This window comes from Mucilaginibacter sp. JRF (assembly GCF_015223065.1).
Classification (GTDB): domain Bacteria; phylum Bacteroidota; class Bacteroidia; order Sphingobacteriales; family Sphingobacteriaceae; genus Mucilaginibacter.
Genome location: NZ_JADFBY010000016.1, coordinates 1 through 22,401, shown reverse-complemented (window position 1 = coordinate 22,401; position 22,401 = coordinate 1). Strand labels below are relative to the sequence as shown.

Annotated in this window: 19 protein-coding genes; 10 read left to right on the top strand and 9 right to left on the bottom strand. The window is 42.9% G+C overall.

Going from position 1 to position 22,401, the window contains the following annotated elements:
• Positions 1 to 414 (top strand): hypothetical protein (locus tag IM792_RS21055; RefSeq protein WP_228085302.1); only part of this gene is annotated, 414 nt, incomplete at its 5' end.
• 445 nt (positions 415 to 859) lie between these two features.
• On the opposite strand, the gene IM792_RS21050 is transcribed toward IM792_RS21055, so the two are convergent.
• The 6 genes from IM792_RS21050 to IM792_RS21025 all read right to left on the bottom strand — a co-directional run bounded on the left by IM792_RS21050 (position 860) and on the right by IM792_RS21025 (position 11,223).
• Positions 860 to 2,434 (bottom strand): DNRLRE domain-containing protein, encoded by a 1,575-nt coding sequence (locus tag IM792_RS21050; protein ID WP_194103900.1) that lies wholly within the window; start codon positions 2,432 to 2,434, stop codon positions 860 to 862.
• Positions 2,435 to 4,808: 2,374 nt separating this feature from the next.
• On the bottom strand, positions 4,809 to 5,102 hold the full coding sequence (locus IM792_RS21045; RefSeq protein ID WP_194103899.1) for a hypothetical protein: 294 nt from the start codon (positions 5,100 to 5,102) through the stop codon (positions 4,809 to 4,811).
• 24 nt (positions 5,103 to 5,126) lie between these two features.
• Positions 5,127 to 7,517, bottom strand: a complete 2,391-nt coding sequence (locus tag IM792_RS21040; protein WP_194103898.1) for a phosphoketolase family protein — start codon at positions 7,515 to 7,517, stop codon at positions 5,127 to 5,129.
• 10 nt (positions 7,518 to 7,527) lie between these two features.
• The gene (locus IM792_RS21035; RefSeq protein ID WP_194103897.1) at positions 7,528 to 8,718 is read right to left on the bottom strand and encodes an acetate/propionate family kinase; all 1,191 of its coding nucleotides are present in this window, start codon (positions 8,716 to 8,718) and stop codon (positions 7,528 to 7,530) included.
• Between the two features lie 298 nt (positions 8,719 to 9,016).
• Entirely contained in the window at positions 9,017 to 10,240 is a 1,224-nt protein-coding gene (locus tag IM792_RS21030) for an MFS transporter (protein WP_194103896.1), read from the bottom strand.
• Positions 10,237 to 11,223 (bottom strand): 2-hydroxyacid dehydrogenase, encoded by a 987-nt coding sequence (locus IM792_RS21025; RefSeq protein WP_194103895.1) that lies wholly within the window; start codon positions 11,221 to 11,223, stop codon positions 10,237 to 10,239. Before IM792_RS21025 ends, IM792_RS21030 begins: the two co-directional genes overlap by 4 nt.
• Positions 11,224 to 11,866: 643 nt before the next feature.
• On the opposite strand from IM792_RS21025, the gene IM792_RS21360 reads away from it, so the two are divergent.
• Positions 11,867 to 12,121, top strand: a complete 255-nt coding sequence (locus IM792_RS21360; protein WP_347343830.1) for a helix-turn-helix domain-containing protein — start codon at positions 11,867 to 11,869, stop codon at positions 12,119 to 12,121.
• Positions 12,122 to 12,192: 71 nt separating this feature from the next.
• On the opposite strand, the gene IM792_RS21015 is transcribed toward IM792_RS21360, so the two are convergent.
• The gene (locus IM792_RS21015; protein WP_194103894.1) at positions 12,193 to 12,990 is read right to left on the bottom strand and encodes an SDR family oxidoreductase; all 798 of its coding nucleotides are present in this window, start codon (positions 12,988 to 12,990) and stop codon (positions 12,193 to 12,195) included.
• Positions 12,991 to 13,119: 129 nt separating this feature from the next.
• On the opposite strand from IM792_RS21015, the gene IM792_RS21010 reads away from it, so the two are divergent.
• From IM792_RS21010 to IM792_RS21000, 3 genes are all read left to right on the top strand, one after another.
• Positions 13,120 to 13,473: a helix-turn-helix domain-containing protein gene (locus IM792_RS21010; protein ID WP_194103893.1), complete on the top strand. Its 354-nt coding sequence runs from the start codon at positions 13,120 to 13,122 to the stop codon at positions 13,471 to 13,473.
• Positions 13,474 to 13,979: 506 nt separating this feature from the next.
• Positions 13,980 to 14,273: an antibiotic biosynthesis monooxygenase gene (locus IM792_RS21005; protein WP_194103892.1), complete on the top strand. Its 294-nt coding sequence runs from the start codon at positions 13,980 to 13,982 to the stop codon at positions 14,271 to 14,273.
• Positions 14,274 to 14,468: 195 nt separating this feature from the next.
• On the top strand, positions 14,469 to 15,101 hold the full coding sequence (locus tag IM792_RS21000; protein ID WP_194103891.1) for a TMEM175 family protein: 633 nt from the start codon (positions 14,469 to 14,471) through the stop codon (positions 15,099 to 15,101).
• 186 nt (positions 15,102 to 15,287) lie between these two features.
• Here IM792_RS21000 and IM792_RS20995 read toward each other — a convergent pair whose 3' ends face one another.
• Positions 15,288 to 16,475: a glutathione-independent formaldehyde dehydrogenase gene (locus IM792_RS20995; protein ID WP_194103890.1), complete on the bottom strand. Its 1,188-nt coding sequence runs from the start codon at positions 16,473 to 16,475 to the stop codon at positions 15,288 to 15,290.
• Between the two features lie 1,170 nt (positions 16,476 to 17,645).
• Between IM792_RS20995 and IM792_RS20975 the strand changes: the two genes are divergently transcribed.
• Positions 17,646 to 17,858: a hypothetical protein gene (locus IM792_RS20975; protein ID WP_194103887.1), complete on the top strand. Its 213-nt coding sequence runs from the start codon at positions 17,646 to 17,648 to the stop codon at positions 17,856 to 17,858.
• Positions 17,859 to 18,729: 871 nt separating this feature from the next.
• On the opposite strand, the gene IM792_RS20960 is transcribed toward IM792_RS20975, so the two are convergent.
• The gene (locus IM792_RS20960; protein WP_194103884.1) at positions 18,730 to 19,137 is read right to left on the bottom strand and encodes a response regulator; all 408 of its coding nucleotides are present in this window, start codon (positions 19,135 to 19,137) and stop codon (positions 18,730 to 18,732) included.
• A 790-nt stretch (positions 19,138 to 19,927) separates the two neighbouring features.
• Here IM792_RS20960 and IM792_RS20955 point away from each other — a divergent pair.
• From IM792_RS20955 to IM792_RS20945, 4 genes are all read left to right on the top strand, one after another.
• Entirely contained in the window at positions 19,928 to 20,122 is a 195-nt protein-coding gene (locus tag IM792_RS20955; protein WP_194103883.1) for a cold shock domain-containing protein, read from the top strand.
• A gap of 320 nt (positions 20,123 to 20,442) precedes the next feature.
• Complete coding sequence (locus IM792_RS21445; protein WP_255521553.1) at positions 20,443 to 20,574, top strand: hypothetical protein; 132 nt, start codon at positions 20,443 to 20,445, stop codon at positions 20,572 to 20,574.
• Positions 20,571 to 20,894 (top strand): hypothetical protein, encoded by a 324-nt coding sequence (locus IM792_RS20950; RefSeq protein ID WP_194103882.1) that lies wholly within the window; start codon positions 20,571 to 20,573, stop codon positions 20,892 to 20,894. Before IM792_RS21445 ends, IM792_RS20950 begins: the two co-directional genes overlap by 4 nt.
• Before the next feature lie 150 nt (positions 20,895 to 21,044).
• Positions 21,045 to 21,638, top strand: coding sequence for a hypothetical protein (locus IM792_RS20945; RefSeq protein WP_194103881.1), 594 nt, complete (start codon positions 21,045 to 21,047; stop codon positions 21,636 to 21,638).
• The last annotated feature ends 763 nt before the right edge of the window (positions 21,639 to 22,401 follow it).

Here is a 22,401-nt window from a genome sequence, read left to right as displayed (position 1 = left end):
TTGTCTGGCTCATCAAAAGTCAAGCTACAAACAGTAAAATTAGCAGTAGGTGCGGTTTACTATGCTGATAGAACTTACAAGATCAAATCGGTACCGAGCTACCTAGCCAATACATCATTCATCAAAGCTGCTAATGATGATAAGATCAACACTCAAAATACTTTTTTAACTTTCAAAGTTAGCCGCGCTTCAACAGTATACGTAGCGTACGATCCTCGCGCTAAGAAATTACCTACATGGTTGCAAGGCTTCACTAAAGTTAGCGAGCAATTGGGTATAGATGATCCAAAATTAGCAGGCATGAACTTATACAAAAAAGATTACGCCGCAGGAACGATCAGTGTAGGTGGTAACTTGTCTGGTTCAGCTACCGGAGCCCTTTGCCAATACATACTTATAGTTAAAGAAAATTAAGCTGATATTTCCGATTGTGTTATGTAAATAGTTGGTATAATTTATCACTGAAAATAATCCTTGTCAGGCGCAACTGGCAAGGATTTTCATTGGTGAAAAATTTTAAGTGCCCAATAGTTTAAGTTTTTGGTTTGTGAAAAATAATACATGGTGACGGCTCAAAGGATAATTGAATAGCCAGTCGTATGTATACCCGTTTAACCATCTTAAGCTCGCTTAATAATCCGGCTGACATTTCGCTCAATAATATTGTAAATATCTCCGATTATAATTCACAATCATTTCTAATTTATATGTTTCGTTAAAGTTCAGTTAATTAAAAAGTTATGCCCAATATGAAGAACACTATGGGGCGAAAACTTGTATTTATCTGATATGATAATAAATACAGAAATCCTCAATTTCTTGGCAAGAAAATGGTTTTGATGAAAACATGATAGGACGCTTAGTGAATGGTCAGTACAGCATTATAACGGCTATTTTCCTTGCTATTCAGCTGCACGGTCAAATTTTTGTTAGCGGCATCCCTCAGCGCAAAACTCACAAGCTTATCTCCGGCAAATTGCGACTGTACAAAAGCGGTAACATCAAAATCAATACGATTAAATTGATTATTGACCGAGGCAATACTTAGCGCGCTTGATGTGGCTTGCGGAGCGTTGGCGAATGTTAAGCCGTTTTCTGTCCAGCTATCATCATCAATGCCAAATGCTGATAAGGTTAAGCTGCTTGTATTATCGGTGTTCCTGGCGTAAACACTTAAAGTGGCGGAATTAATTCTGCTGATATCAGCCAGTGAAAACTTTAGATATGCTGATCTATAATAATTACTTACTGTTGAACCTTTAATGATCAGCAAAGTGTCGCTTCCATAATTAACCGACCCGAAACTGCCGTTACGTACAAAGGCATCCGCCATCGGTAATAATTCGGTAGCCGGAGTATTGATAACCGGTACACCTTTATAATTGATGGCCGAGAAATTGCCGCCGGTATAATAAATATTGCCATTTATAACCGCCGCCACTCCGGCAGATTTTGCCGCACGCATGGGCGAAAGTATAGTCCATTTATTAGTTTCAGGCTCATAAGCTAATACTTGTTTTCCGGGTGTATTGTGGGCGGTTTGGCCACCCAGTACAATTATACGGTTACCGTAAACTACCGCGGTTGATAAGATATGATCAAGCGCGACAGGCATATCGGCTAGGTTTGTCCAACTATCAGTTTGCTCATCATAAACCTGCAATGTTTTTTGTGGCACTGAGGCTTCATTTTGTCCATGCGAGCCGCCCATGATGTATATCTTACCATTATAAACAACCCCACCTGGGTGATTTACCGCGTTGTTAAGCGATGCAAGCGTTACCCAACCGGCACCGGGATTATTGAGATCTAAAGCCAGGTGCATCTTTGTATCTGTACGGGATAACTTTGCCCCGCCTATATAATGTAGCTTACCATTTAGGTAACGCAACTGCCCGGCAGCTAACTCCAGCGGCAGGTCGGGCATGCGGGTATAATTATTCGTGGCTACGCTATATTTCCAAACCTGTTTAGTACCGAATATCTGGCCGGTACCATTTGCGTTGGAGGTATAGCCACCGGCCAGATAAATATCTGTTTCATCGGTAGCGGTGGCTACGTGTGTTCCACCGCCAAAATTGGAGCCGAAAGGTTCATGCGGCATACTTTTGATGGATGCCCAGGTATCGGCTATCGGGTCATAGACATAGGCGCGTTTGGTTGGTGTCCACTGCGGTCTTTTGTTTACATCAAAGCCACCAAAGATATATAATTTGCCATTAACCAGTTCGCCTTGTATTTCGTGCGTGGCTATGGGTTGCGCTTTGGCTGTACCCCAGGTCAGCAAACTAAATTCATCTAATGAACTGTTCACATTGATGGGTGCATAAACTGCGGACTGTTCTGTAGGTAAATTCTGCTGTTGCTCTTTAGAGCAGCTTGCAACGGAGAACATCCCCGATATTAACATTACTATTAGTATTGTTTTATTCATAATGATCAATGTGGTTTATATTGATCGTAAACAATAATGCACGAGTAATGTGTTCGTGTCACAATCTATCAAATGTGGTTGTCCCATAAAATGAGTAATACCACAACCTGACTATGTTACTTATTTAATTTTCAACTCAAACAACACCACTTCATTGCGGTATTTCGTTGAAATCAAGCTTAGCCCAAGTTTGCAATTTCATATTTAACTTTCGTGGCTTTCATCTCGACCATGATCCTAAGCAATCGTTAAGATTTGCTCAATATAGCGCCTGTAGAGGAAATCAGCTGAACTAGCTTCGCATAAATAAAAGATTAAGATTAAATAATTGTACTAATAGTTATACAAATGTTTAGTTTAGGGAACCATTTGTTGTATAGGTTATAGCTCACTTATGTTAATATGTATTAAAATACAATATTTTCCTTTAAGTAATTATCTTTATAATTAATTGTTATTCATCTGTTTAAAATATAAATGAGGTTATTATACATGTTTCAATAGCAAAGGCATAGTTGTTGTAAACAACATAACAGTTTTTAATCAATAGTTAGTCCTTCAGATCAGCGAGTGATGTGAAGGGCTTTTTTTTATCATGAGGGTTTTTGATTAGAAGAGATTCTATCAACTAGCTATAGAGATACGCTTCAGTCGGAGAAAATTCTGCAAAAGTTTTGCAAATGCGTCTTCGTTAGTCACCAATTTTACTTCAGGCGAATAATCCCCCAAATTACACACGATTTCGTCAATGCTCATACCACCACGTTGATCTATACCCATTAATGACTGACCATGATTTTTAAATAGCGTGATTTTCGTTCAATAACTCTATTGATCCTTTATGTAGCTCCAAAATACTTTCATAATCGTTTTCGTTGATAGATAATCTGCTTATCGGAAAAACGAAAATCATTCCATACGTAAATATAGCTGTTACAAGGCTTTTGTAGCTTATAAGTGGGGAACAGTATTTGCGAAAATTACCCGAAGTGAGAATTTCTTTACCCTGATAACAATATTAGTAAAAAGGATGTTCGAACAGCATTTACAACATTTAATTGGTTTTTATACAACAGTGATTGAAAAGCTGTGTCAAAACTTCCAAAACATAATTTCTATCTGATAAGCAATTTCGGTGGATAAGCAATTATTCTTAACATGAACACTAATCAATTTCCTTGAACCTTTAAACTCAACGCAATAACTTATGAGTCACGAAGTACAGGTGGTGATATCTCTTTAAAGCACTAAAATAATTTAGTGCAAATGTCATGTTAGTCATCTTGGTATAGTTTTAATGCTTAGATAAACTCTGATAATTGAGCAGAGACTTCCCGGCAATACACTTTACTGACGAATTTCACTACTTAAACTACACTCTATTTAGGAATATGTTTCTAAAGCTTTAAGAAATTTTTTATTCATTGCTTGTGGATGAGCATAAAAAAAGCTGAGGGAGGCAGCTTTATAAATTGTTAAACTAAGCTTCAAGTGCTCTGTTTACGGCTATACAATATAGGTAGTAATAAGGCCAAGCGAATATAACTAATTACTCGGGGCTTCTTTAATGTTAATAAGATAGGGGAGATATACCTTATATTGGATTGCAATAGCTGATATGTTAATAAAAAGAAAAGGCGCAATCAACTTAAAATTGATAAATTGCCTGTATTCCTCATTTGTTTTACCTTAATCGCTTGTTAAAGCTAAATAATTTGATGCTATTTGATTCGTTTTGCGTCTGTTTTTTAATCTGCAATTATTTATAAATCAATTATTTATCAGCGTATTCGGTTGACAAATATAACAGATCTCCCTTGTTAACCGAAGTGTTAACCGAGGATGGCATTAAAGATGATATGAAATGAGGGGTTTTGAAATAAAAAACCGCTTAATTCGTTGAATTAAGCGGTTTCGGTGAGTTTTGAAACTCTCTAAGCGGAATGGAGGGACTCGAACCATGCCCCATTCAATCTCATCATCAATATTATATCAGTCTTCTCAAAAATAACTCACTAAAAACTCAATTCAATTTTGCGACTGCTTGATTTCAAATGATATTGTATAAAAATAATAATATATAGCTATTGAACAAAAATAATAAAGCTTTTTATGGAGGATTAGGAGGTGCCGGAGGAAGTTTTTTAAAACCGTTTCCAGCTGTATATCAAATTGTTATATTTTATAATTTTGATAGGTCTCGAATAGGTCTCTCAATCTAAGAGCGGCATAAAACGCTATGTTCATTAGTAAATTAGTCATTTATTAAATAATTAACAATAATAGCGTTAAAAAGCAGAGAAGACCATTTTTATAAATGTTCATTATTTCCAGCTATTGAATAGCATGTTTTCTACATATTTTATTTTCATGGTTAACTACATTTTTCGTTAAGAAATTCCGATAAATGCTGTTCCAGCAGTTCCGTATTATATTCGGTGTTTGGGCTATTATTTGATAATACAATTTCATCATCGTTTACGATCAGCGTGAACATGGTGCCTTCGATGATCTCCGGAAAAGAAATATTGATCACGTTATACACATGCGCGAATTCTACTGACAGGTTTGTGTTCAATTTTGAATCGATGTAGCTGGCAAATTCCGTCTTCAAAAGATCAAACAATTTTTCGGCGCTCAAAGGTTGTACGTTTTTTAGGGTTGTCATATTATTTTTAATATCAATTATTTATTAATTATTAGCCGGCCATTTCCAGTTTAGGATTTCCGTCATGTCTTTGCCGTTCGCACCGATATAATGTTTATGTTCGATCAGTTTATCCTGCAGCAATTGCTTAAGATAAACACCTTTAGTGCCTGTTTTCGGCAAACGGTCAATCACGTCAATAGCAAGGTGGAACCTGTCCATTTCATTTAATACGGTCATGTCAAAAGAAGTTGTGATGGTACCTTCTTCCTTGTAACCCCGTACATGAATATTATTATTATTAGCGCGGTTATAGGTTAGGCGATGTACCAGCCAGGGGTAACCGTGAAATGCAAACACTACCGGTTTATTGGTGGGAAACAGTGCATTGTAGTCGGCATCTGTTAAGCCATGAGAATGTTCTGTGCTTTTTTGCAGTTTAAAAAGATCAACTACGTTTACTACGCGAATATGGAGTTCCGGCAAATGTTCGCGTAAGATCGAAACAGCTGCCAATATCTCAAGCGTAGGTACATCACCGCTGCAACCCATAATGACATCAGGCTCTATTTCCTGATCGTTACTGGCAAAATTCCAGATACTTATACCGCGGGTGCAATGCTCCACCGCTTCCTCCATGGTCAACCATTGCGGTGCCGGGTGTTTGCCCGCTACAATGACGTTTACATAATTGTAACTTCGGAGGCAATGGTCCATAACCGATAGCAGGCAGTTGGCGTCAGGCGGCAAATAAACCCGTACGATATTCGCTTTTTTATTAACCACATGATCTATAAAACCCGGATCCTGGTGCGTGAAACCGTTATGGTCCTGCCGCCAAACTGTAGAAGTTAAAAAGATATTAAGGGAAGCGATCCTTTTACGCCAGGGCAATTCTAAAGTTGTTTTCAACCATTTGGCATGCTGGTTAAACATCGAATCCACGATATGAATAAATGCTTCATAACAATTGAACAGGCCGTGCCTGCCGGTTAGCAGGTAGCCTTCCAGCCAGCCTTCACACTGGTGTTCGCTTAGCATTTCCATGACACTGCCTTCCGCCGAAAGAAATTCGTCATACTGCGTTACCGGCGCATTCCACTGGCGGCCGGTGGCTTCAAATACGAGATCTAATTTATTCGATAACGTTTCGTCCGGCCCAAAGATCCGGAAATTACGCATTTTCTGGTTTTGTTTGATCACATCGCGTAAAAAGCGGCTACTCACATAAGTGTCGCCTTCGCCATCTGCGCCCGGCGCTTTAACGTCTACCGCATAAGATCTAAAGTTGGGTAAAGACAGGTCCCGCAATAAGTTCCCACCGTTAGCATGAGGGTTTGAGCCCATCCTACGTGCACCTTTTGGCGCAAGGGCCTGCAACTCGGGAATCAATTTACCCTGTTCATCAAAAAGCTCATCCGGCTTATAGCTTTTCAGCCAGTCTTCCAGTAACTGCAGGTGCTCTGGTGGGGCGGAGGCAGATACAATAAGCGGGATCTGGTGTGCCCGAAAATTGCCTTCGATCTGGTGGCCATCTACCACTTTCGGGCCTGTCCAGCCTTTAGGCGAGCGCAGAATGATCATTGGCCAGCGCGGGCGGCCGCTGTGCTGATGTTCTGCATCATAGCGGACCTGTTTGGTCCTGTCGACTGCGTAATCCAGTGCAGCTGCCATATCACGGTGCATTTGTTCGGGCTCATCGCCTTCAACGAAAATAGGGTTCCAGCCATATCCGCGGAAAAGCTGTTCCAATTCCTCATGAGTGATCCGCGCCAAAATTGTTGGATTAGCGATCTTATATCCATTCAGGTGAAGGATTGGTAAAACCGTACCATCTGTTAAAGGATTCAGAAATTTATTGGAATGCCATGCGGTAGCGAGCGGGCCTGTCTCTGCTTCACCGTCGCCTACTACGCAAGCGACGACCAGATCGGGATTGTCAAGCACGGCACCAAAGGCATGGCTAAGCGAATATCCCAGTTCGCCGCCTTCATGTATCGAACCGGGTGTTTGTGGTGATGCATGACTGGATATACCACCGGGATGTGAAAACTGCGTGAACAGTTTTTGCAGCCCATCTTCGTTCTGTGTAATGTTTGGATAAACTTCAGTGTAAGAACCTTCCAGGTAAGTGCCTGCCACCACGGCCGGCCCGCCATGCCCTGGCCCCGATACGTAGATCATATTCAGGTCGTACTTGTTAATTATCCGGTTAAGGTGGGTATAAATGAAATTCTGCCCCGGCGTGGTTCCCCAGTGTCCCAGCAACATGTTTTTAATATGTGCCATTTTCAAAGGCTCTTTAAGCAAAGGGTTTTGATGGAGATAAAGCTGCCCTACAGATAAATAGTTAGCTGCGCGCCAATAAGCATCAATTTTATGCAAAATATTTTCTTCTAAAACGGCATTTTCGGTAATGATCTCTTCGGTTTCCATTGTATCTGATCTAAATGTTATTAAAGGAATTTCTCGTAATTAGCCTGGCCATCATCAGCGCTTCATCTGTAGGGATAACGCGGACGCATACTTTGCCTGCGGAGATGATGTTTTTGTTTTTAAGATTGTTATCATGATGCAGCTCAATGCCCAGAAATTCCAATTTTTTGCAGATCTGCGTACGAATCTCAGGAAGGTGCTCACCAATGCCGCCAGAAAAAACCAGTGTATCCAGCCCCCCTAAAGCAGCAGCATAGGCGCCGATATACTTGCTTATTTGGTAACAAAAAAGATCGATCGCTTCTTCGGCGCGTTTATCGCTGTTCCGGATCTTTAAGAGTTTCCGGATGTCCCCGCTGGTTTCTGAAACGCCTAATAAGCCGCATTCATGGTTGATCAGGTAATGGAATTGTTCCGGATCAAGTTTTTCCTGCCGGATGAAATAGGCTGCCACACCCGGGTCAAGGTCGCCGCTGCGGGTGCTCATCGGTATCCCGGCGCATGGTGTAAACCCCATGCTGGTATCTATGCTCAGCCCGTTCTCAATAGCGGTTAAACTTGTGCCGCTGCCCAGGTGAGCCATGATCACCCTGCTGTTTGAGGAGGGGAAATGATTTATTCGCGCCAACTCCTCTGTTAGGTATTTATAGGAAAGGCCATGAAACCCAAAACGCTGTAAGCCTTTTTCAACGTATTTACGTGGTATGGCCGATGTTTTAGCCACAACCGGCATGCTTTGATGGAACATCGTATCAAAACAAGCGATCTGTTTTACATCGGGGAAACGTTTTATAAAAAGTTCAACGATCTCTATTTCAGCCGGTAAATGTTCCGGATCTAAATCGGTCAATGATCTTAATTCATTAATAAGCGCCGGTGTGACCACTTCAGGATGAATATGCCTCATCCCGAATACGATACGGTGGCCAATATTGGTAACCCGGATAAATTCAGGCTGTTCAGCCAGCCAACTGATCAGTGAATTTGTTAAGCCACATTTTTGATCACCCGACAACTCAATGATTTTTTCGTCAATAAGTCCATTCCTCTTTACCTTGATCTGCTTTGTTCCTGTTTCAAGGGTATCCAGGCTGCCGGAAAACAAAAGTGTCTCCTCATTATCCAACAGGCTGTAAAGTGCAAACTTTACGCTCGATGAACCGGCATTAATAGCTAAGACAACATTTTCTGTTGCTGGCATATGTAAATGTTTGTATGGCGTGTGGGTAGTGGTCCGTCCCCGGGCCTAAATGGGGGAAAGGTAGTGAGGTGTTACGTTTATCTATGACGATAAGCCGTTTCGTTAACAAGCATTCAACTCCAGTAATGTTTGAGTTAGGACAGATTTATTAACAAGGCGCCTAATTAAGATCTATTATAATGCTGCTATTTTGTTATATAATCGGGCTGGCGCGCAATTTTAGAGATCAAATCATCAATGGTCTTAAAAACAGTTGTGCGCAGTTAAATATTATTACCAGGGTTTGAAATGATATAGGTCACGTTGAAATAGGCGTAACTACCGGTTTATTCATACTTACAGACAGTAGAAACATTCCCGCCGACTGAAAATGCGCTTCTTTGTTTACAGCCAAGGAAAGGGTCTTTCCAAAGTAAGATGCGAAAACAGGGCCAAGGCATGATGTAACGCCAAAAGTGATAAAATTTATGCCGCCTGTCGCGCTGCCTTTTACTTCATCCGGATTAGCTTCTTTGATCATGGTGTAAGGGATCATTGCCGCTCCTGATGCTATCCCGAACAACAACATACTGATCAGAGCAGGAACCGCATCAGGCAAGAAAAATATTTGCAAAAAGCAACCGAGCATGACAAGGCTTCCACCAATTAAAACTGGTTTGCGCCGCCCCAGCTTGTCGGATATGAAACCCAGAAAGGGACAGCCGATTACCCAGCCCATTGGTACCATTGCACTTATAATGACCGCTGCTGATCTCTCCGTGCCTCTGTCATTAATGAAAAAGGAAATGCCCCAAGTCATTGCAAACACAGTTGTCGGTACAAAAAGCAAACCAGAGATCAGCCCACTCATATAGGATTGGGGGTTACTTAAAACGATCTTATACGGAAGCAGCACGTTCCGCGAAGCCGTCCCTGATTCCGGCAAAGTTACTTCCCTGGGCGTAGTAAATAGCAACATTACAGATATCATACCGCAGGCAATACTCAATATTACCCAAAAAGTCTCAACAGGTAAACCATTTTGAATGAGTGGCCCGGTGATAAATTGTCCTGATGATCCGCCCAGCATACCCATACATTGGGTAAAGCCGATAGCGGTGGCAATATATTTAGCGGCAAAGCCATGTGCTGCAAGATAAACGCAGCCGGTGAAAGAAAAAGCGCTGCCGGCTCCCTGAAGTAACCTGCCCGCATAGCCGCTTAACGATCCTGACATGGAGAAAAGCAGGCAACCTAAGCATAAGATACCGGCACCTATGGAAATAGGATATTTAGCGCCGTAGCGGTCATAAGCAATACCGGCAAGCAAACTGGCTAAAGCATAGGTGTAATAGTAAGCGCTAAGTATAGAGCTGATCTCGAAAGCCGATAAGTTGAATGCGCTGGAAAGTTCTCCGATCATTACCGCCGGGGAGGAGCGGATGGCGTATTGAAGAAGATAAAACACGCATCCGAGTACCCATGATACGATAAAACCGCGTTTGAGTTTTTTGTCAAGGCCTGCACTGGCCACGGCGCTCATGAGTTAACCTCGTTAAGCAATGGTGACCCGGCCACAAAGCTATCCGCATTTGAAAAAGTGGTTTCGGCTATCTGCTGAATGGCCTCACGTGTGAAAAATCCCTGGTGGGAGGTTATTAACACATTCGGGAATGAAATTAACCGAGCAATGAGATCGTCCTGTATGATATCGCCTGAAAGATCGTGGAAGAACAGGGCAGATTCCTGTTCATAAACATCCAGTCCAAGATAGCCAAGCTGCCCGGATTTCAGTGCTTCGATAACGTCGGCGGCCGCTACAAGCGCTCCTCTGCTAGTGTTGATCAGCATAGCTCCTTTTTTGAAAAGCTTTAACGTTTCGTTGTTGATCATGTGTTTCGTCTCGGCCGATAGCGGGCAGTGTAAAGAAACGATCTCGGCTTCGCAAAGCACCTCCTCCAAAGTCCCATAGATCAGGCCTTCAGCTGTTAATGTTTTATCCGGAAACGGGTCATAGGCCATCACCCGGCATCCAAATCCTTTAAGGATCCTGTAAAAAGCTTTGCCGATGTTGCCGGTACCAATAAGCGCAACCTTACACCCGTGCAGGTTAAACCCCATCAGCTTTTCCAGCGAGAAGTTGCCTTCCCGGATGCGGTTGTAGGCTTTGTGCGTTTTGCGGTTTAAAGTAAGTATCATAGCTATAGCATGTTCTGCCACTGCCTCAGGAGAATAAGCTGGTACCCTTAAAACTTTTATTTCATTTTCGCGGGCTGCATCAAGATCGACGTTATTAAAACCGGCGCACCGCAGCAACAGTAGCCTGATGCCGTTTTCTTTTAAGGCGCTCAGCACTTCGCGATCGGCCTTGTCGTTTACAAATACGCACAACGCATCAAAACCCTTGGTAAGCGCTACATTTTGCAGGTCCAATGGGTGTTCGAAAAAAACAAGTTGGTGGCCGGTGTTGTATTTTTCTAGGGACTCCCGATCATAGGCGCAGGTACTAAAAACAGCAATTCTCATATCTGGTAGGGATTTTCGGTAAGGTAGTCATAATAAAACCATAAGCCGATCTAACTTACCACCGTACGGTAGATATATCGCGATCGAATCCTGATTTTTCTTACTTTTTTTAAGAGCACTATCGTTTTGAGCTTTTCTTGAAGGCCTGGCCCCATTGTTTCAGTCTACTAAACCCGCCAACTAAAAATAAGTTCCATAAGAAATTAAAAGTATAAATTAATTAAACAACCGATGACCATTGATATATAACCTGTATGCTGTTTGAATGGGCGGGTTAAATGCTGTGTTAATCAAATCAATTTCAAAAGTTATCTCACTTACTTTTAGAAGTATCGAATATCTTGATTATTTGGTATGCCAATTGTTCTGAATGATACATCATATAGTTGATATTTATGCAAATCTCAGCAGTACATCGATACCATACAATTACGGGCTTACGAATCGAATAGGGATAAATTTGTCCGTATTGCTCACATTTAATGGCTGTTGTATATTTGTAATTATGTACGTCAAAAAAACCGCCCCGTCTCTCAATTGCGGTCTTGACCTGATCGGTGAAGTGCTGTATGTTAAATGGAAGATCCGTATCCTTTGGTTCATTCATGAAGGCCACTTGCGGCCCAGTGAATTGTAGCGGAAAATTCCGGATGCAACACGGCGGGTGCTCAATGTACAGCTGAAAGAGCTTGAAGATCATGAGTTGGTGACCAGGACGATCTATCCCGTTATGCCTCCAAAAGTAGAATACCATCTTACCTACTTTGGCAAGACGCTCATCCCATTGATCCGTTCTATCGGTCTTTGGGGCGACGAACATCAGGAGCGATTGCGAACGGTTATTTTAAAACATAATGGGCTATCTTCAGTATGCGAACAAATCGGCCTGCTTTATTAGAAAGCAGGCCGATCTTAAAATCAGTATGACAAAATTATTTGCTTCTCAGGTGATTTTGCTTTTGCTAAAAGTTACCGTACTACTGGAAAATTCCCCCCATCGATATGGTAATTTGTGCCTGTGATATAAGAAGCGTTAGGAGAAACTAGGAAGTACACCAGTTCCGCAGTTTCCTCTGGCTCGGCCATTCTGCCCAGCGGTACACCGCCTACGCGGTTAAACAGATTTTGCGTCATCTCAGCTACCGAAATTCCTGCGTTCTTCGCCAGGTCATTCAAAAAGTTGGACATGGCTTCAGTTTTATTAAGTCCGGGCGATACTGTTATCACTCTTATACCCTGTGGTGCCACTTCATCTGAAAGCGCTTTGCTGTAAGCATTCAGGGCAGCCTTGGCTGAACTGTACGCGATGGTAGATTCCCATATTGGGAATTGTCCGGTGGTAGACGAGATATGAATGATAACACCGTTTTTGCGAACCAGCATCTGAGGAAGCAATGCCCTGTCCAGTCTGACCGAGGAAAATAGGTTCACTTGAAACGCCTGGTCCCAATGCTCATCATTTAGTGTACTAAACCCCCCTCCTGGGAAAGTGTTGGCCCCCATGTTGTTGATCAGGATATCTGCGCCGCCAAATTGTGCGATAATTTCTTCCGCTACTTGAATTACATCTTCCGGCCGCGACAGGTCAGCCGCAATGAAGTGAAAAGGCAATTCTGCCTCATCCGGCTGATTACGTGCTGTAACAACCACGGTAGCACCCGCCGCTGCCAGTCTGGCTGCAATGGCTTTGCCGATCCCTTTTGTACCGCCAGTTACCAGCGCTATTTTACCTGTAAGATTTCGCTCCGTTTTTTGTTGATCATTCATATTCTTGAAAATTGTTTACTTTTGTTTCGCAAAGAAACTAAAACATAATCAGTCATTCTGGGATCTGCGGGATATTGGTGGTTACGCCGATGTAACTAAAGGCGATTAGTGGTAACAAAAAGGTAACTAATGAGAAAAGAACTTCAAAACCCCGACAACTGTGCTGTCGTACGCACGATGGGATATATTGGTGGGAAATGGAAACCCATTGTATTGATCAGGATTTTCACCGGTGTAAAGGTCCGTTTTGGTAAACTGGCGGTGCAAATGCCCGATATTTCCAGGAAGATACTGGCACAGCAACTTAAAGAGCTGGAGGAGGACGGTCTGATTATACGGCACAGCTATAAGGAAAAGCCGCCGCGGGTAGAGTACGAACTGAGCGGAATAGGCAAAACGCTGATCCCAGTATTAAAAGCAATGAACGACTGGGAGAGAAGATGGAAAATCCGGCCGCATGTCCGACATGGAACCCTGTTGTAGTATGACCAAAAGTGCCATTGAGCGAAAGGACATCTGCCTGTATTTTAATGTTATAAAGGGCATTTCACCAGTATAGCTTTTTCATAAAACCTGTTTATTAAATATAGGAGTTCATTCACCATACTGGTTTTGTTTATGGTTTTCGCTGATTTTCTTCCGGTTCTTTTCACCCCATTCTTCCATCGGGGCTGTTTCGTCATTCTTTTAATTGAACCATTTGTACCGTTTCAGAACTTTTTCCCTGATCTAATTTTTGCCTCGGGTACATCTGCGTGGCTTCCGAAGATATGTTAACCATATTTGATCGTGTAGATCCGGTCAAGTTGAATGAAATGAAAATCCATTATTATCTACTATTCAAAAAAAAATTATGAGACACCCTTGATCTGTGAAAATATTTATGGTATTTGCTAAGTAGCTGAATTGCATGATCGTGGCACTATTCGTGTTCAATCTATTATGGCGGCATATTGCCGCTAACGAACCTTTCTATTAATATTGATTAAATGGAAAATTTAGCGTTACTGGCCCAATTCGAGGCTAAACCCGGTAAAGAACAGCAAGTTGCTGACTTCCTTAAAAGCGCTTTGCCTCTGGCGGAAGCTGAACCGGGAACCATTCGCTGGTATGCACTTCAGATCGGATCTTCGACCTTCGGCATATTCGATACATTTGCTGATGAGGCCGGCCGGGACGCTCACCTCGGCGGTGAGATCGCCAAAGCATTAATGGCTAGCGCAGACGAACTACTCGTTTCCACACCGGTGATCGACAAAGTAAAAATACTCGCCTTTAAGTGATCGCTAATTACAAAAGCCGGCGGTGACCAAGGGCCGTCATTCGACACCCACCGCCAACAGCACAATACCGGATAAGATCAGATCGGATAATTCCGGTGATCCCGGTAAATTACAGTAAAGGGTCGTTGTGATCAATTTCCATGATCAACGGCCCTTTATTTTAAGGTACAAAGCATTTATTTCAATAAGGTTCTTATGTACAATCACCGACCAACAGACAGGCTTGAGTATTTTAGCGATGCTGTTTTAGCGATCGCGGCAACATTACTCGCTACAGAACTGCCTAAACCAGATGGCGGAACTGATCTGCTGGCTGAGATCTTTAAGAACTGGCCTCATTATGCTGCATTCGCCGCATCTTTTTTGTTCATATGCGTTGCCTGGTCCAACCATCACAACATGTTCATTTATATCAAACGTACAGATCAGTACCTGCTCATATTGCATATTTTGTTTTTAATGTTTGTTACGCTCCAGTCTTTTACTACAGGATTATTGGCACGGCATGTGGGCAGACCAGACGAACGAACGGCGGCATTGATTTATCATACAACATTGGTGCTAATGACCTTATTTTATAATTGCGTGTGGTGGTATGCGACCAGAAAAAAAGGACTTTTAGAAGAAGACACAGATCCGGGGCTTATCAAATTGCTGACAAAAGAATATGCCATTGCACCTGCACTACATTTAGCTGCCTTAATTATTGCTATGTGGAATGTGCCTTTAAGTATTATTCCTATTGTGTTATTATACATCTATTTTGCGCTACCTCGGTTCAGTGAAAGGAAGATTAAGGAGAGGAATAAGGCGATGAAGGTTAATTAAGCTATGAGATGATCATAATCATGTTTGTGATCGATCCAGACTTGGAACTTGATACAAACATTATGGGGTGCGCTAAAGTATAAGGCTGTATATCACGTTGAGGTCCATTAATATCTTCGAATAAAAGGAAAAGCCTGTATCGTAACTTACAAGCTTTTCCATCTTATAGACCGCAATGCTTTATCGTTATGCAGTTAACGCCTCTCGTTCTTCTGCCTGTGTTTTTGTAGCGCCTTGCTTACCCGGTTTTAAGATCACCTTGGTCCAGCCTTTGTCGCGTGCATCAAAATGCTTGTAACCATCCGGTGCATCATCTAACGAAAGTTCATGAGAAATAATGACCGATGGTTTAGCTTTACCTGACGAGATCAAACCGCAAAGCTGACGGTTATAAGATTTTACGTTGGCCTGTCCGGTTGCAATGCTTTGTCCCTTCAACCAAAAATTACCAAAGTCAAAATCCATATGGCCTTTTTTTGCCAGAGGATCTTCTGCCTTTGGGTCTGGAGCAACAAAGACCCCAACTACACCAATGGATCCTGTGAACTTAACGGCTTGCACAAGTTCGTTCATGGTTATATTGTTATGTTCATGCCCGTGCTTATCACAACACTGGTAACCTACGCATTCGCAGCCTCGGTCAGCGCCAATACCATCGGTCAATTCAAGGACCTGGTCAACGGCTGGTGCTTTTGAAAAGTCGATAGGTATAGCACCCAACTCTTCTGCCAATTTTAACCTGTCCGGATGATTATCTACTACCATTATTTTGTTCGCACCTTTTATGCCGGCTGAGATGGCTGCCATTAAACCCACTGGCCCGGCTCCATATATAACCACGTTATCGCCAGGCTTAACGCCCGCCAACTGGGTGGCATGAAAACCGGTAGGGAAAATATCAGACAGCAGTACATAATCGTTTTCCTTCTCTTTGGCATCTTCAGGCAGTTTTAAACAGTTAAAGTCGCCATATGGCACCCGCAGGTATTCAGCCTGCCCTCCGTCATATGGCCCCATTCCGGCGAACCCATAAGCAGCACCTGCAAAGCCAGGGTTCATCGTCAGACAAAAGGCGGTGAGTCCACTTTCGCAATTCTTACAATGACCACACCCGATATTAAATGGCATGCACACCATATCACCGACTTTGATGTTAACTACCGCATTACCGACCTCTATGACCTCGCCGAGATTTTCATGCCCGAAGATGCGTCCTTCTTCCATGTTGGTTCGCCCTTCATACATATGCAGATCAGAACCACAGATATTGGTCGTTGTGATCCTGACCAGTACATCAGTGGGTTGTTCAATTTTTGGATCGGGCACTTCTGATACCCTTACGTCTTTGGCGCCGTAATAAACTAATGCTTTCATAAAACCTTGATTAAGTGAATAATTTTGTTTTGAAAGCTAAAATGGCTCAAAGGCTATTCCCATAAAGCCACTAAAAAATTAAATATAACAATCGTACAGAAGTTTACTTAGTTTAACCATAGGTTAAAATGGTTTTTTTTAATTAGCTAAATTACAGATACTTGGTATGATTAATGGGGGAATTAAATAGTGATCAGAATTCGTTTTGTGATGACTGAAAGTGTATTTTTTTCATTAAAATAACATCAGCAATAATCGTACTGAGATTGGGTACCGAAGTTTCTTTTAAATAATTTGGATACCTGTTTGGCTACGAAAAGTATTTTGGATAAACTGGAAGCAATTGCGGGTGAGGTTGACGTTTCTTCGGGACAGGTGGCATTAGCATGGACACTGACTAAACACTCGTTCCCTGTAGTTGGAGCCCGTGCACTCGGGCATCTGACCGATAGTTTATCAGCGCTGACATTCGCTTCAGCCAAGATCAGATAGCGCTTTTGGAAAATGGCAGTAGCGTAACACTTGGCTTTCCTCATGATCTGCTTAAAATGGTTCAAAAGATAATCGTACTACAGTTAGCTAGGGTAGGGCAATGTAAACCAGAATGTGCTGCCTTTACCTAATTCGCTGTCTGCCCAGATGTGTCCGCCGTGACTGGTGACGATCTCGTAACCTAGGTAAAGGCCAATGCCGAGTCCGGAAACTTGGGAATTATCATCGACCCGGTAATAACGGGAAAAAAATGTGGTTCAATTTTTCAGGCGCGATACCTACACCAAAGTCTTTAACACCGACTCTGACCCGATCGGCTTCGGCTATCAGGTGAATCTCGATCCTTTTACTGTCCGGCGCATATCTGAGAGCATTAGTCAGCAGGTTAACGAGCACCTGTTCGATGCGGTTGGCATCCCCGCGGATCAGGTGGGTTTCAAAGGGGCAGTGTATATCGATTTGGTAGTGATTGTTAGCATGGGTCAGCTATACAGTACTTTCTGTATCGGAGTATCAAATATCTTAATTATTTGGTATGCCAATGTTCTGAATAATACATGAATATAACAAACTAACAAGCACCGATAGAACCGCAGACCGGGCCGTCTGGGACTGGCGCATCGCTGGGGCGCAGATCGATGGTTTCAAATATGACATGTCGCTTCCTTCTTGAAAAGAATGATGGACTCTGCCGCTGCCAACAATATGCGTACCTCGCGCTGGATGCCGAAATGGTACGGCCCCGAATTCGGTAAAGATTCCGATCCGCTCAAGGGTGGTAAGGTCGCTCAGGTACTCAAGATCATCAGCTATGGAAAAGCCAGGAATGTCGGCATCTGGCTATATTTAAATGATGTCGGTGGCGGAGGTTTCCGATCGAGCGGACCTTGAAAAATATGGTGACTAAGGTGGTGCTGGTATCAAGTACGGTTTCATGTCAGGCAGCCCGGCGGAAAAGAATGAGCGCACCTGTATGATCACCGAATTATGCGCAAATAATCGGTCAATATGCGACTTTCATGATGGCCAGGTACATCCTTACGGCCAAAAGCGGAACTTTCCGAATGCCGTCACACGGAAATACTGTCAGGCACAACTGTACGGCCCCACAGTACTGGAGCCTGAAACCTTCGTTACTTCCGTATTTGTTAACATGCTGGCCGGACCGCTGGATATGAATAACGGCCTAGCGGACCTGAACCCAAAAGGATAGACCCATGCGCCAGCTTATACGACGAACACGACCCTCGTTGCTGAGGCCCCCCGGACTTTGATCACTTTCTTTGGCGTGAACGGTCATACCTGATATGCCTGAGAATTATCGAAAACACTCGGAGATCCTCCAATGAAATTCCGCTCAAAAAATGCCCTGGCTGGAAAGAAGACCGATTAAAGGCGAAATTGGTGAATATATTGTAATGGCGCGACAGACTTCAGATAGAACATGGCTCGTTGACGCAGCCACAAATGAGTTTTCCCGGGAGCAGGCCATACCCCTGTCTTTTTTAAAGAAAGGTCGATATAAAGCCCTGATCATCCAGGATCGGAATGATGCCGATTATCGGATGCCTACCGAAAGCTATAAAGTATCAAAAAGCTTTGTGGGTAAGGGACGACACTTTGCTTGTTATACTTGCACCCGGCGTGGTGCGTGTATCATAATCTAATAGCATTAAAGCTTTTTGTCAACTTTCAGGTCACCGCTGTTGAAGACCTCTGCGTTGAATGATCCGTTGGGCTAATGAGGAAAAAATTCCTTGTTTTAGGGAATAAGTTCCGCTAAATGTACCGCTATATCAAGCCCGCAGGCTTTATCAAAATAGCCTTTGACAAAAGAATAGCTCCGGCTCATGGAACGGTCCGCTTGCTCGGTAGAGGAGGAAATAATGATGATATCGATCCATTTTGCTAATGAGCGATGGATCAGGTCGAAATAATGCAGGAAATTTCTGCCATTTAAACCGGGCATGTCCAGGTCCAGGAATATGATATCCGGCAGAAGATCAGCATTTTGGCGCTCTTCGATAATCATTTCCAGCACAGGCTCTGCCGAGAGGCTGTAAGCAACGCTTTTGTAGATCTGATGGCCACGCAGCTTTTGCTGCAGGATACGATGATACAACGGGTCATCGTCTATGACCAGCAGGCTTGGGGAAAGGTTATCGGACATGTTCTTTAAATAGCGATCTTTGTGCCATAAAATTCAGATAGTCTTAATTTTACGGCCGGCGACCGCAATGCTCACCGTAGCAGCGGTCGCGTAAGTGCCGTCACTTATTTACATAGCGTTAGCCGCCCCGGATCAACAATGATGAGGCGGCTTTAATGGATTTCAGTTATCGGCTAATGGTATTTCGACGCCCGTTAAGACCCCTAAAGGAAAACTGAAATCGAGGTTTTGCAAATGGTTCCTGGTAACGCCTTCCAGTTTTAACAGTCCTCTAGGTTTCCTGGGATCGCTGATCGTTTTGGGCGTATCCTCGTAAAATATATTGACACGTAAGCGATTCCTTGACCTCGCACAGACCATCAGGTAAGCCGCTGTGTAAAATATAGTCGCCTTTTTCACCAGCTGCCGGGCCGACATCCACGATCCAGTCGGCATGGCGGATCACATCGATCTCATGCTCGACGACGAATAAGGAATTACAGAACGCTTTTAATCCCCTAGCAGAGCCTCCGTGTCGGCCGCGTGCAGGCCCGCCGATGGCTCGTCCAAGACATACACTACCGCAAAAAGGTTCGAACGCACCTTCGTAGCCAAGCGCAGACGATGCAATTCTCCCGGCGATAAGGTCGGGGTACTTCTTTCGATGATCAGGTAACCTAAGCCAGGTCCAGCATGACCTGCACACGGCCAGAAAACCCTCGGTTGATTTAACAAAGGATTAAAATATTTTACCATAAGATAAATAATGCCAAATATTATTCTTACCTTGCAGACTTATTAAAACCATGTAATGCAAAAAGAAGGAACAGTGAAATTTTTCAATAATCAAAAAGGTTTTGGATTTATTTCACAAAATGACAACAGGAGCGAATTGTTCGTTCATGCCACTGGTCTTATCGATGATATACAAGAGAACGACCAAGTAAGCTACGATGTAGCTGATGGCAAAAAAGGCCCCAATGCGATCAACGTAAAAGTCATCTAATACGATCAAATAAAGTTCTTATGAAAGCATCCGCCTTTACGGAGGGATGCTTTTTTCTTTACCACCGCTGTCCGCAGCTTCCATTTACTGCTGTCATCATCGCACAGCTGAAACCTTTCAATAGCTTACTGTCACAAAACCAGTCAAAACCATAAGGCCGATGTATGAGCAACGCTTATTCATTGACCTGGTCTGGTATGAATACCATTCAGGGGAGCTACCTGACCTGAGATCGGGCCGGCATATCCGGTCATTTGAATGCCCATTGGCTGCACAATTGGATCTGTAAAAGCCTTTTAATAACACTAAATATCTACAACATGAGTAAAGACAAAGGCGGTAAGAACGTAAAAAAAGCATCGGCGACCGACCATAAAAAGGCGCCGTCAGATTACCAGGCCGGAAAGAAAACGGTCTCGAGGGACGACACTTCCCAAAAGAAAAGATTATGAGCGAGCAAACCGTAGCGTTCCAAGCGAAGATCTATCTCTTCGACCTGGAGAATTGTGCCAGGGAATTCGGCTTTAAGGCTGATGAACACTGGGAGGTCTGTCTGGCTTCTGAGGCTGAAAAAAAAGAATTGGAGCGAAAGTACTTTCCAACACTAGCGGCAAAACTACCGGCAGAAATGCTGATCACCATGCTGGGATCGATTAAGAAAAGTTTAAAACAGCAACCGGCTGAGAGCGATAAAAATACAACCATTCGGGATATCCGGCAGCAAGAATTAAAATTCGTCATCGCCTATAATGCTAAACGGTCCAGGAATTAGACAAGAAGTTAATCCTTTGTTTTTGCACCTGCAAGCATATTTTATACTGGTATCGGTAATGATTTAGAAATAGGCGGGATAGGATAGAAATAGGCTGCCGCTGTCCTTTGTGTAACCGGCCAATGCAGACCGGTACTAAACCAGCAGCTTATGTATCACGGTATCTATGCGCCATGGGATCATTACCCCAAACACCTGCGTTTCGGAGAGATGCAGAACCCCTTGATCGTCCTGATCGACTTCTTTAGCTGGGACTGGCTGGAAAACCATCGAAAACACCTGAAGGTGTGGCGACAGTTTATTATTAGTCACGAGCGGTATAAATGTGATCCCTATGATGCGTGCGACCTGCTGCATGTTTATGAGATGCACCTCAAATTACTCGAAGCCTTATATGTACTGCTATTGGAATACCGGGATACCCGTTATGCCTTATCGGAGAAAGACAGGCCGTCCAGAGAACAGCTCAATGATGAAAAGGAGCGATGGCTTTATTTTCCTGCTAATCTAACCGAAGCAGAACTGCTGAACCCTTATGCTGTATTAGAAAAAATATTCGATAGCATGAGCCTGCCGGAATACCGTGATCACTTGCAGGACTGGCTACATGCAGCCTTATCCGCTCATGAGATCGATGAAGCTATCGAAGCAAGAGAGATATATTACGGTATACGAAAATCTAAAGAAGATGTATTCGGTAGCCTGGCTGACTCACTAGCGGGAAACGACCAGGACTTATTTTAGAAAGAATAAGCAAGAACAAGAACTGCAATCGGAACACAGCATACCCACCTTACGACCCCCAATCTATTAAATGATAATAATCAAATACTCATTGTCAAGCTCCCAGCGGAGAAATCAGCCGCATTTGTTGGGTTTGCTGCTGATTCTGTACGGGCAAAACGTTTGGATTCGCGTTTCTCAAGGCCACCCGGGATGGCCCGCGAAGTTCACTTGTGCTGCCATTTTTTAACAGTACTTCGAATGTTACTTTAGCAAAAAAAATAGTGGCTGTTAGGGGTATTAATAAGTTTAAATTTTATTGTTTCATTAGGGTGAATTACCTATCTATCCCTGATTTGTCATATCTTGGTCGTTAATAATTATTTCATTGGACGCTGTGCATTGACAATTCCACACGATATCATTAGATGCAAAAAAATAGCAATCGTTATCTTTTGCATATCAAAGCTTACTAAGGTTTTCAATTTGTTTTTTGCAAAGCTGGGATATTTGGTTAGCTTCAGCTTTAAGTTGTCCTTTGCTTATAGAACTATCCCGTGTAAGATAAATTGAAAGTCGGCATAAAAAGTACCTAGGAGATCTTCCAATTCACTGTCTGAAAATAAAACTAGTTTACCTGGTCTTAGTTTGTCCAGCTCAGGGATCGCTTTTTTAATGCAGCTGATGTGTCTGGGTAGTTAGATAACGTGCTTGTGATATCAGCAGGAAGAACCATCGCTTTTAATTGTTCATTATAAAATTCTTTTTGGAAATCACCTTCGCT

Excerpts from the sequence above, each read along its gene's own strand:
- IM792_RS21050 (WP_194103900.1), bottom strand. The coding sequence starts at position 2,434 with ATGAATAAAACAATACTAATAGTAATGTTAATATCGGGGATGTTCTCC.
- IM792_RS21045 (WP_194103899.1), bottom strand. The coding sequence starts at position 5,102 with ATGACAACCCTAAAAAACGTACAACCTTTGAGCGCCGAAAAATTGTTT.
- IM792_RS21040 (WP_194103898.1), bottom strand. The coding sequence starts at position 7,517 with ATGGAAACCGAAGAGATCATTACCGAAAATGCCGTTTTAGAAGAAAAT.
- IM792_RS21035 (WP_194103897.1), bottom strand. The coding sequence starts at position 8,718 with ATGCCAGCAACAGAAAATGTTGTCTTAGCTATTAATGCCGGTTCATCG.
- IM792_RS21030 (WP_194103896.1), bottom strand. The coding sequence starts at position 10,240 with ATGAGCGCCGTGGCCAGTGCAGGCCTTGACAAAAAACTCAAACGCGGT.
- IM792_RS21025 (WP_194103895.1), bottom strand. The coding sequence starts at position 11,223 with ATGAGAATTGCTGTTTTTAGTACCTGCGCCTATGATCGGGAGTCCCTA.
- IM792_RS21015 (WP_194103894.1), bottom strand. The coding sequence starts at position 12,990 with ATGAATGATCAACAAAAAACGGAGCGAAATCTTACAGGTAAAATAGCG.
- IM792_RS21010 (WP_194103893.1), top strand. The coding sequence starts at position 13,120 with ATGAGAAAAGAACTTCAAAACCCCGACAACTGTGCTGTCGTACGCACG.
- IM792_RS21005 (WP_194103892.1), top strand. The coding sequence starts at position 13,980 with ATGGAAAATTTAGCGTTACTGGCCCAATTCGAGGCTAAACCCGGTAAA.
- IM792_RS21000 (WP_194103891.1), top strand. The coding sequence starts at position 14,469 with ATGTACAATCACCGACCAACAGACAGGCTTGAGTATTTTAGCGATGCT.
- IM792_RS20995 (WP_194103890.1), bottom strand. The coding sequence starts at position 16,475 with ATGAAAGCATTAGTTTATTACGGCGCCAAAGACGTAAGGGTATCAGAA.
- IM792_RS20975 (WP_194103887.1), top strand. The coding sequence starts at position 17,646 with ATGATGGACTCTGCCGCTGCCAACAATATGCGTACCTCGCGCTGGATG.
- IM792_RS20960 (WP_194103884.1), bottom strand. The coding sequence starts at position 19,137 with ATGTCCGATAACCTTTCCCCAAGCCTGCTGGTCATAGACGATGACCCG.
- IM792_RS20955 (WP_194103883.1), top strand. The coding sequence starts at position 19,928 with ATGCAAAAAGAAGGAACAGTGAAATTTTTCAATAATCAAAAAGGTTTT.
- IM792_RS21445 (WP_255521553.1), top strand. The coding sequence starts at position 20,443 with ATGAGTAAAGACAAAGGCGGTAAGAACGTAAAAAAAGCATCGGCGACC.
- IM792_RS20950 (WP_194103882.1), top strand. The coding sequence starts at position 20,571 with ATGAGCGAGCAAACCGTAGCGTTCCAAGCGAAGATCTATCTCTTCGAC.
- IM792_RS20945 (WP_194103881.1), top strand. The coding sequence starts at position 21,045 with ATGTATCACGGTATCTATGCGCCATGGGATCATTACCCCAAACACCTG.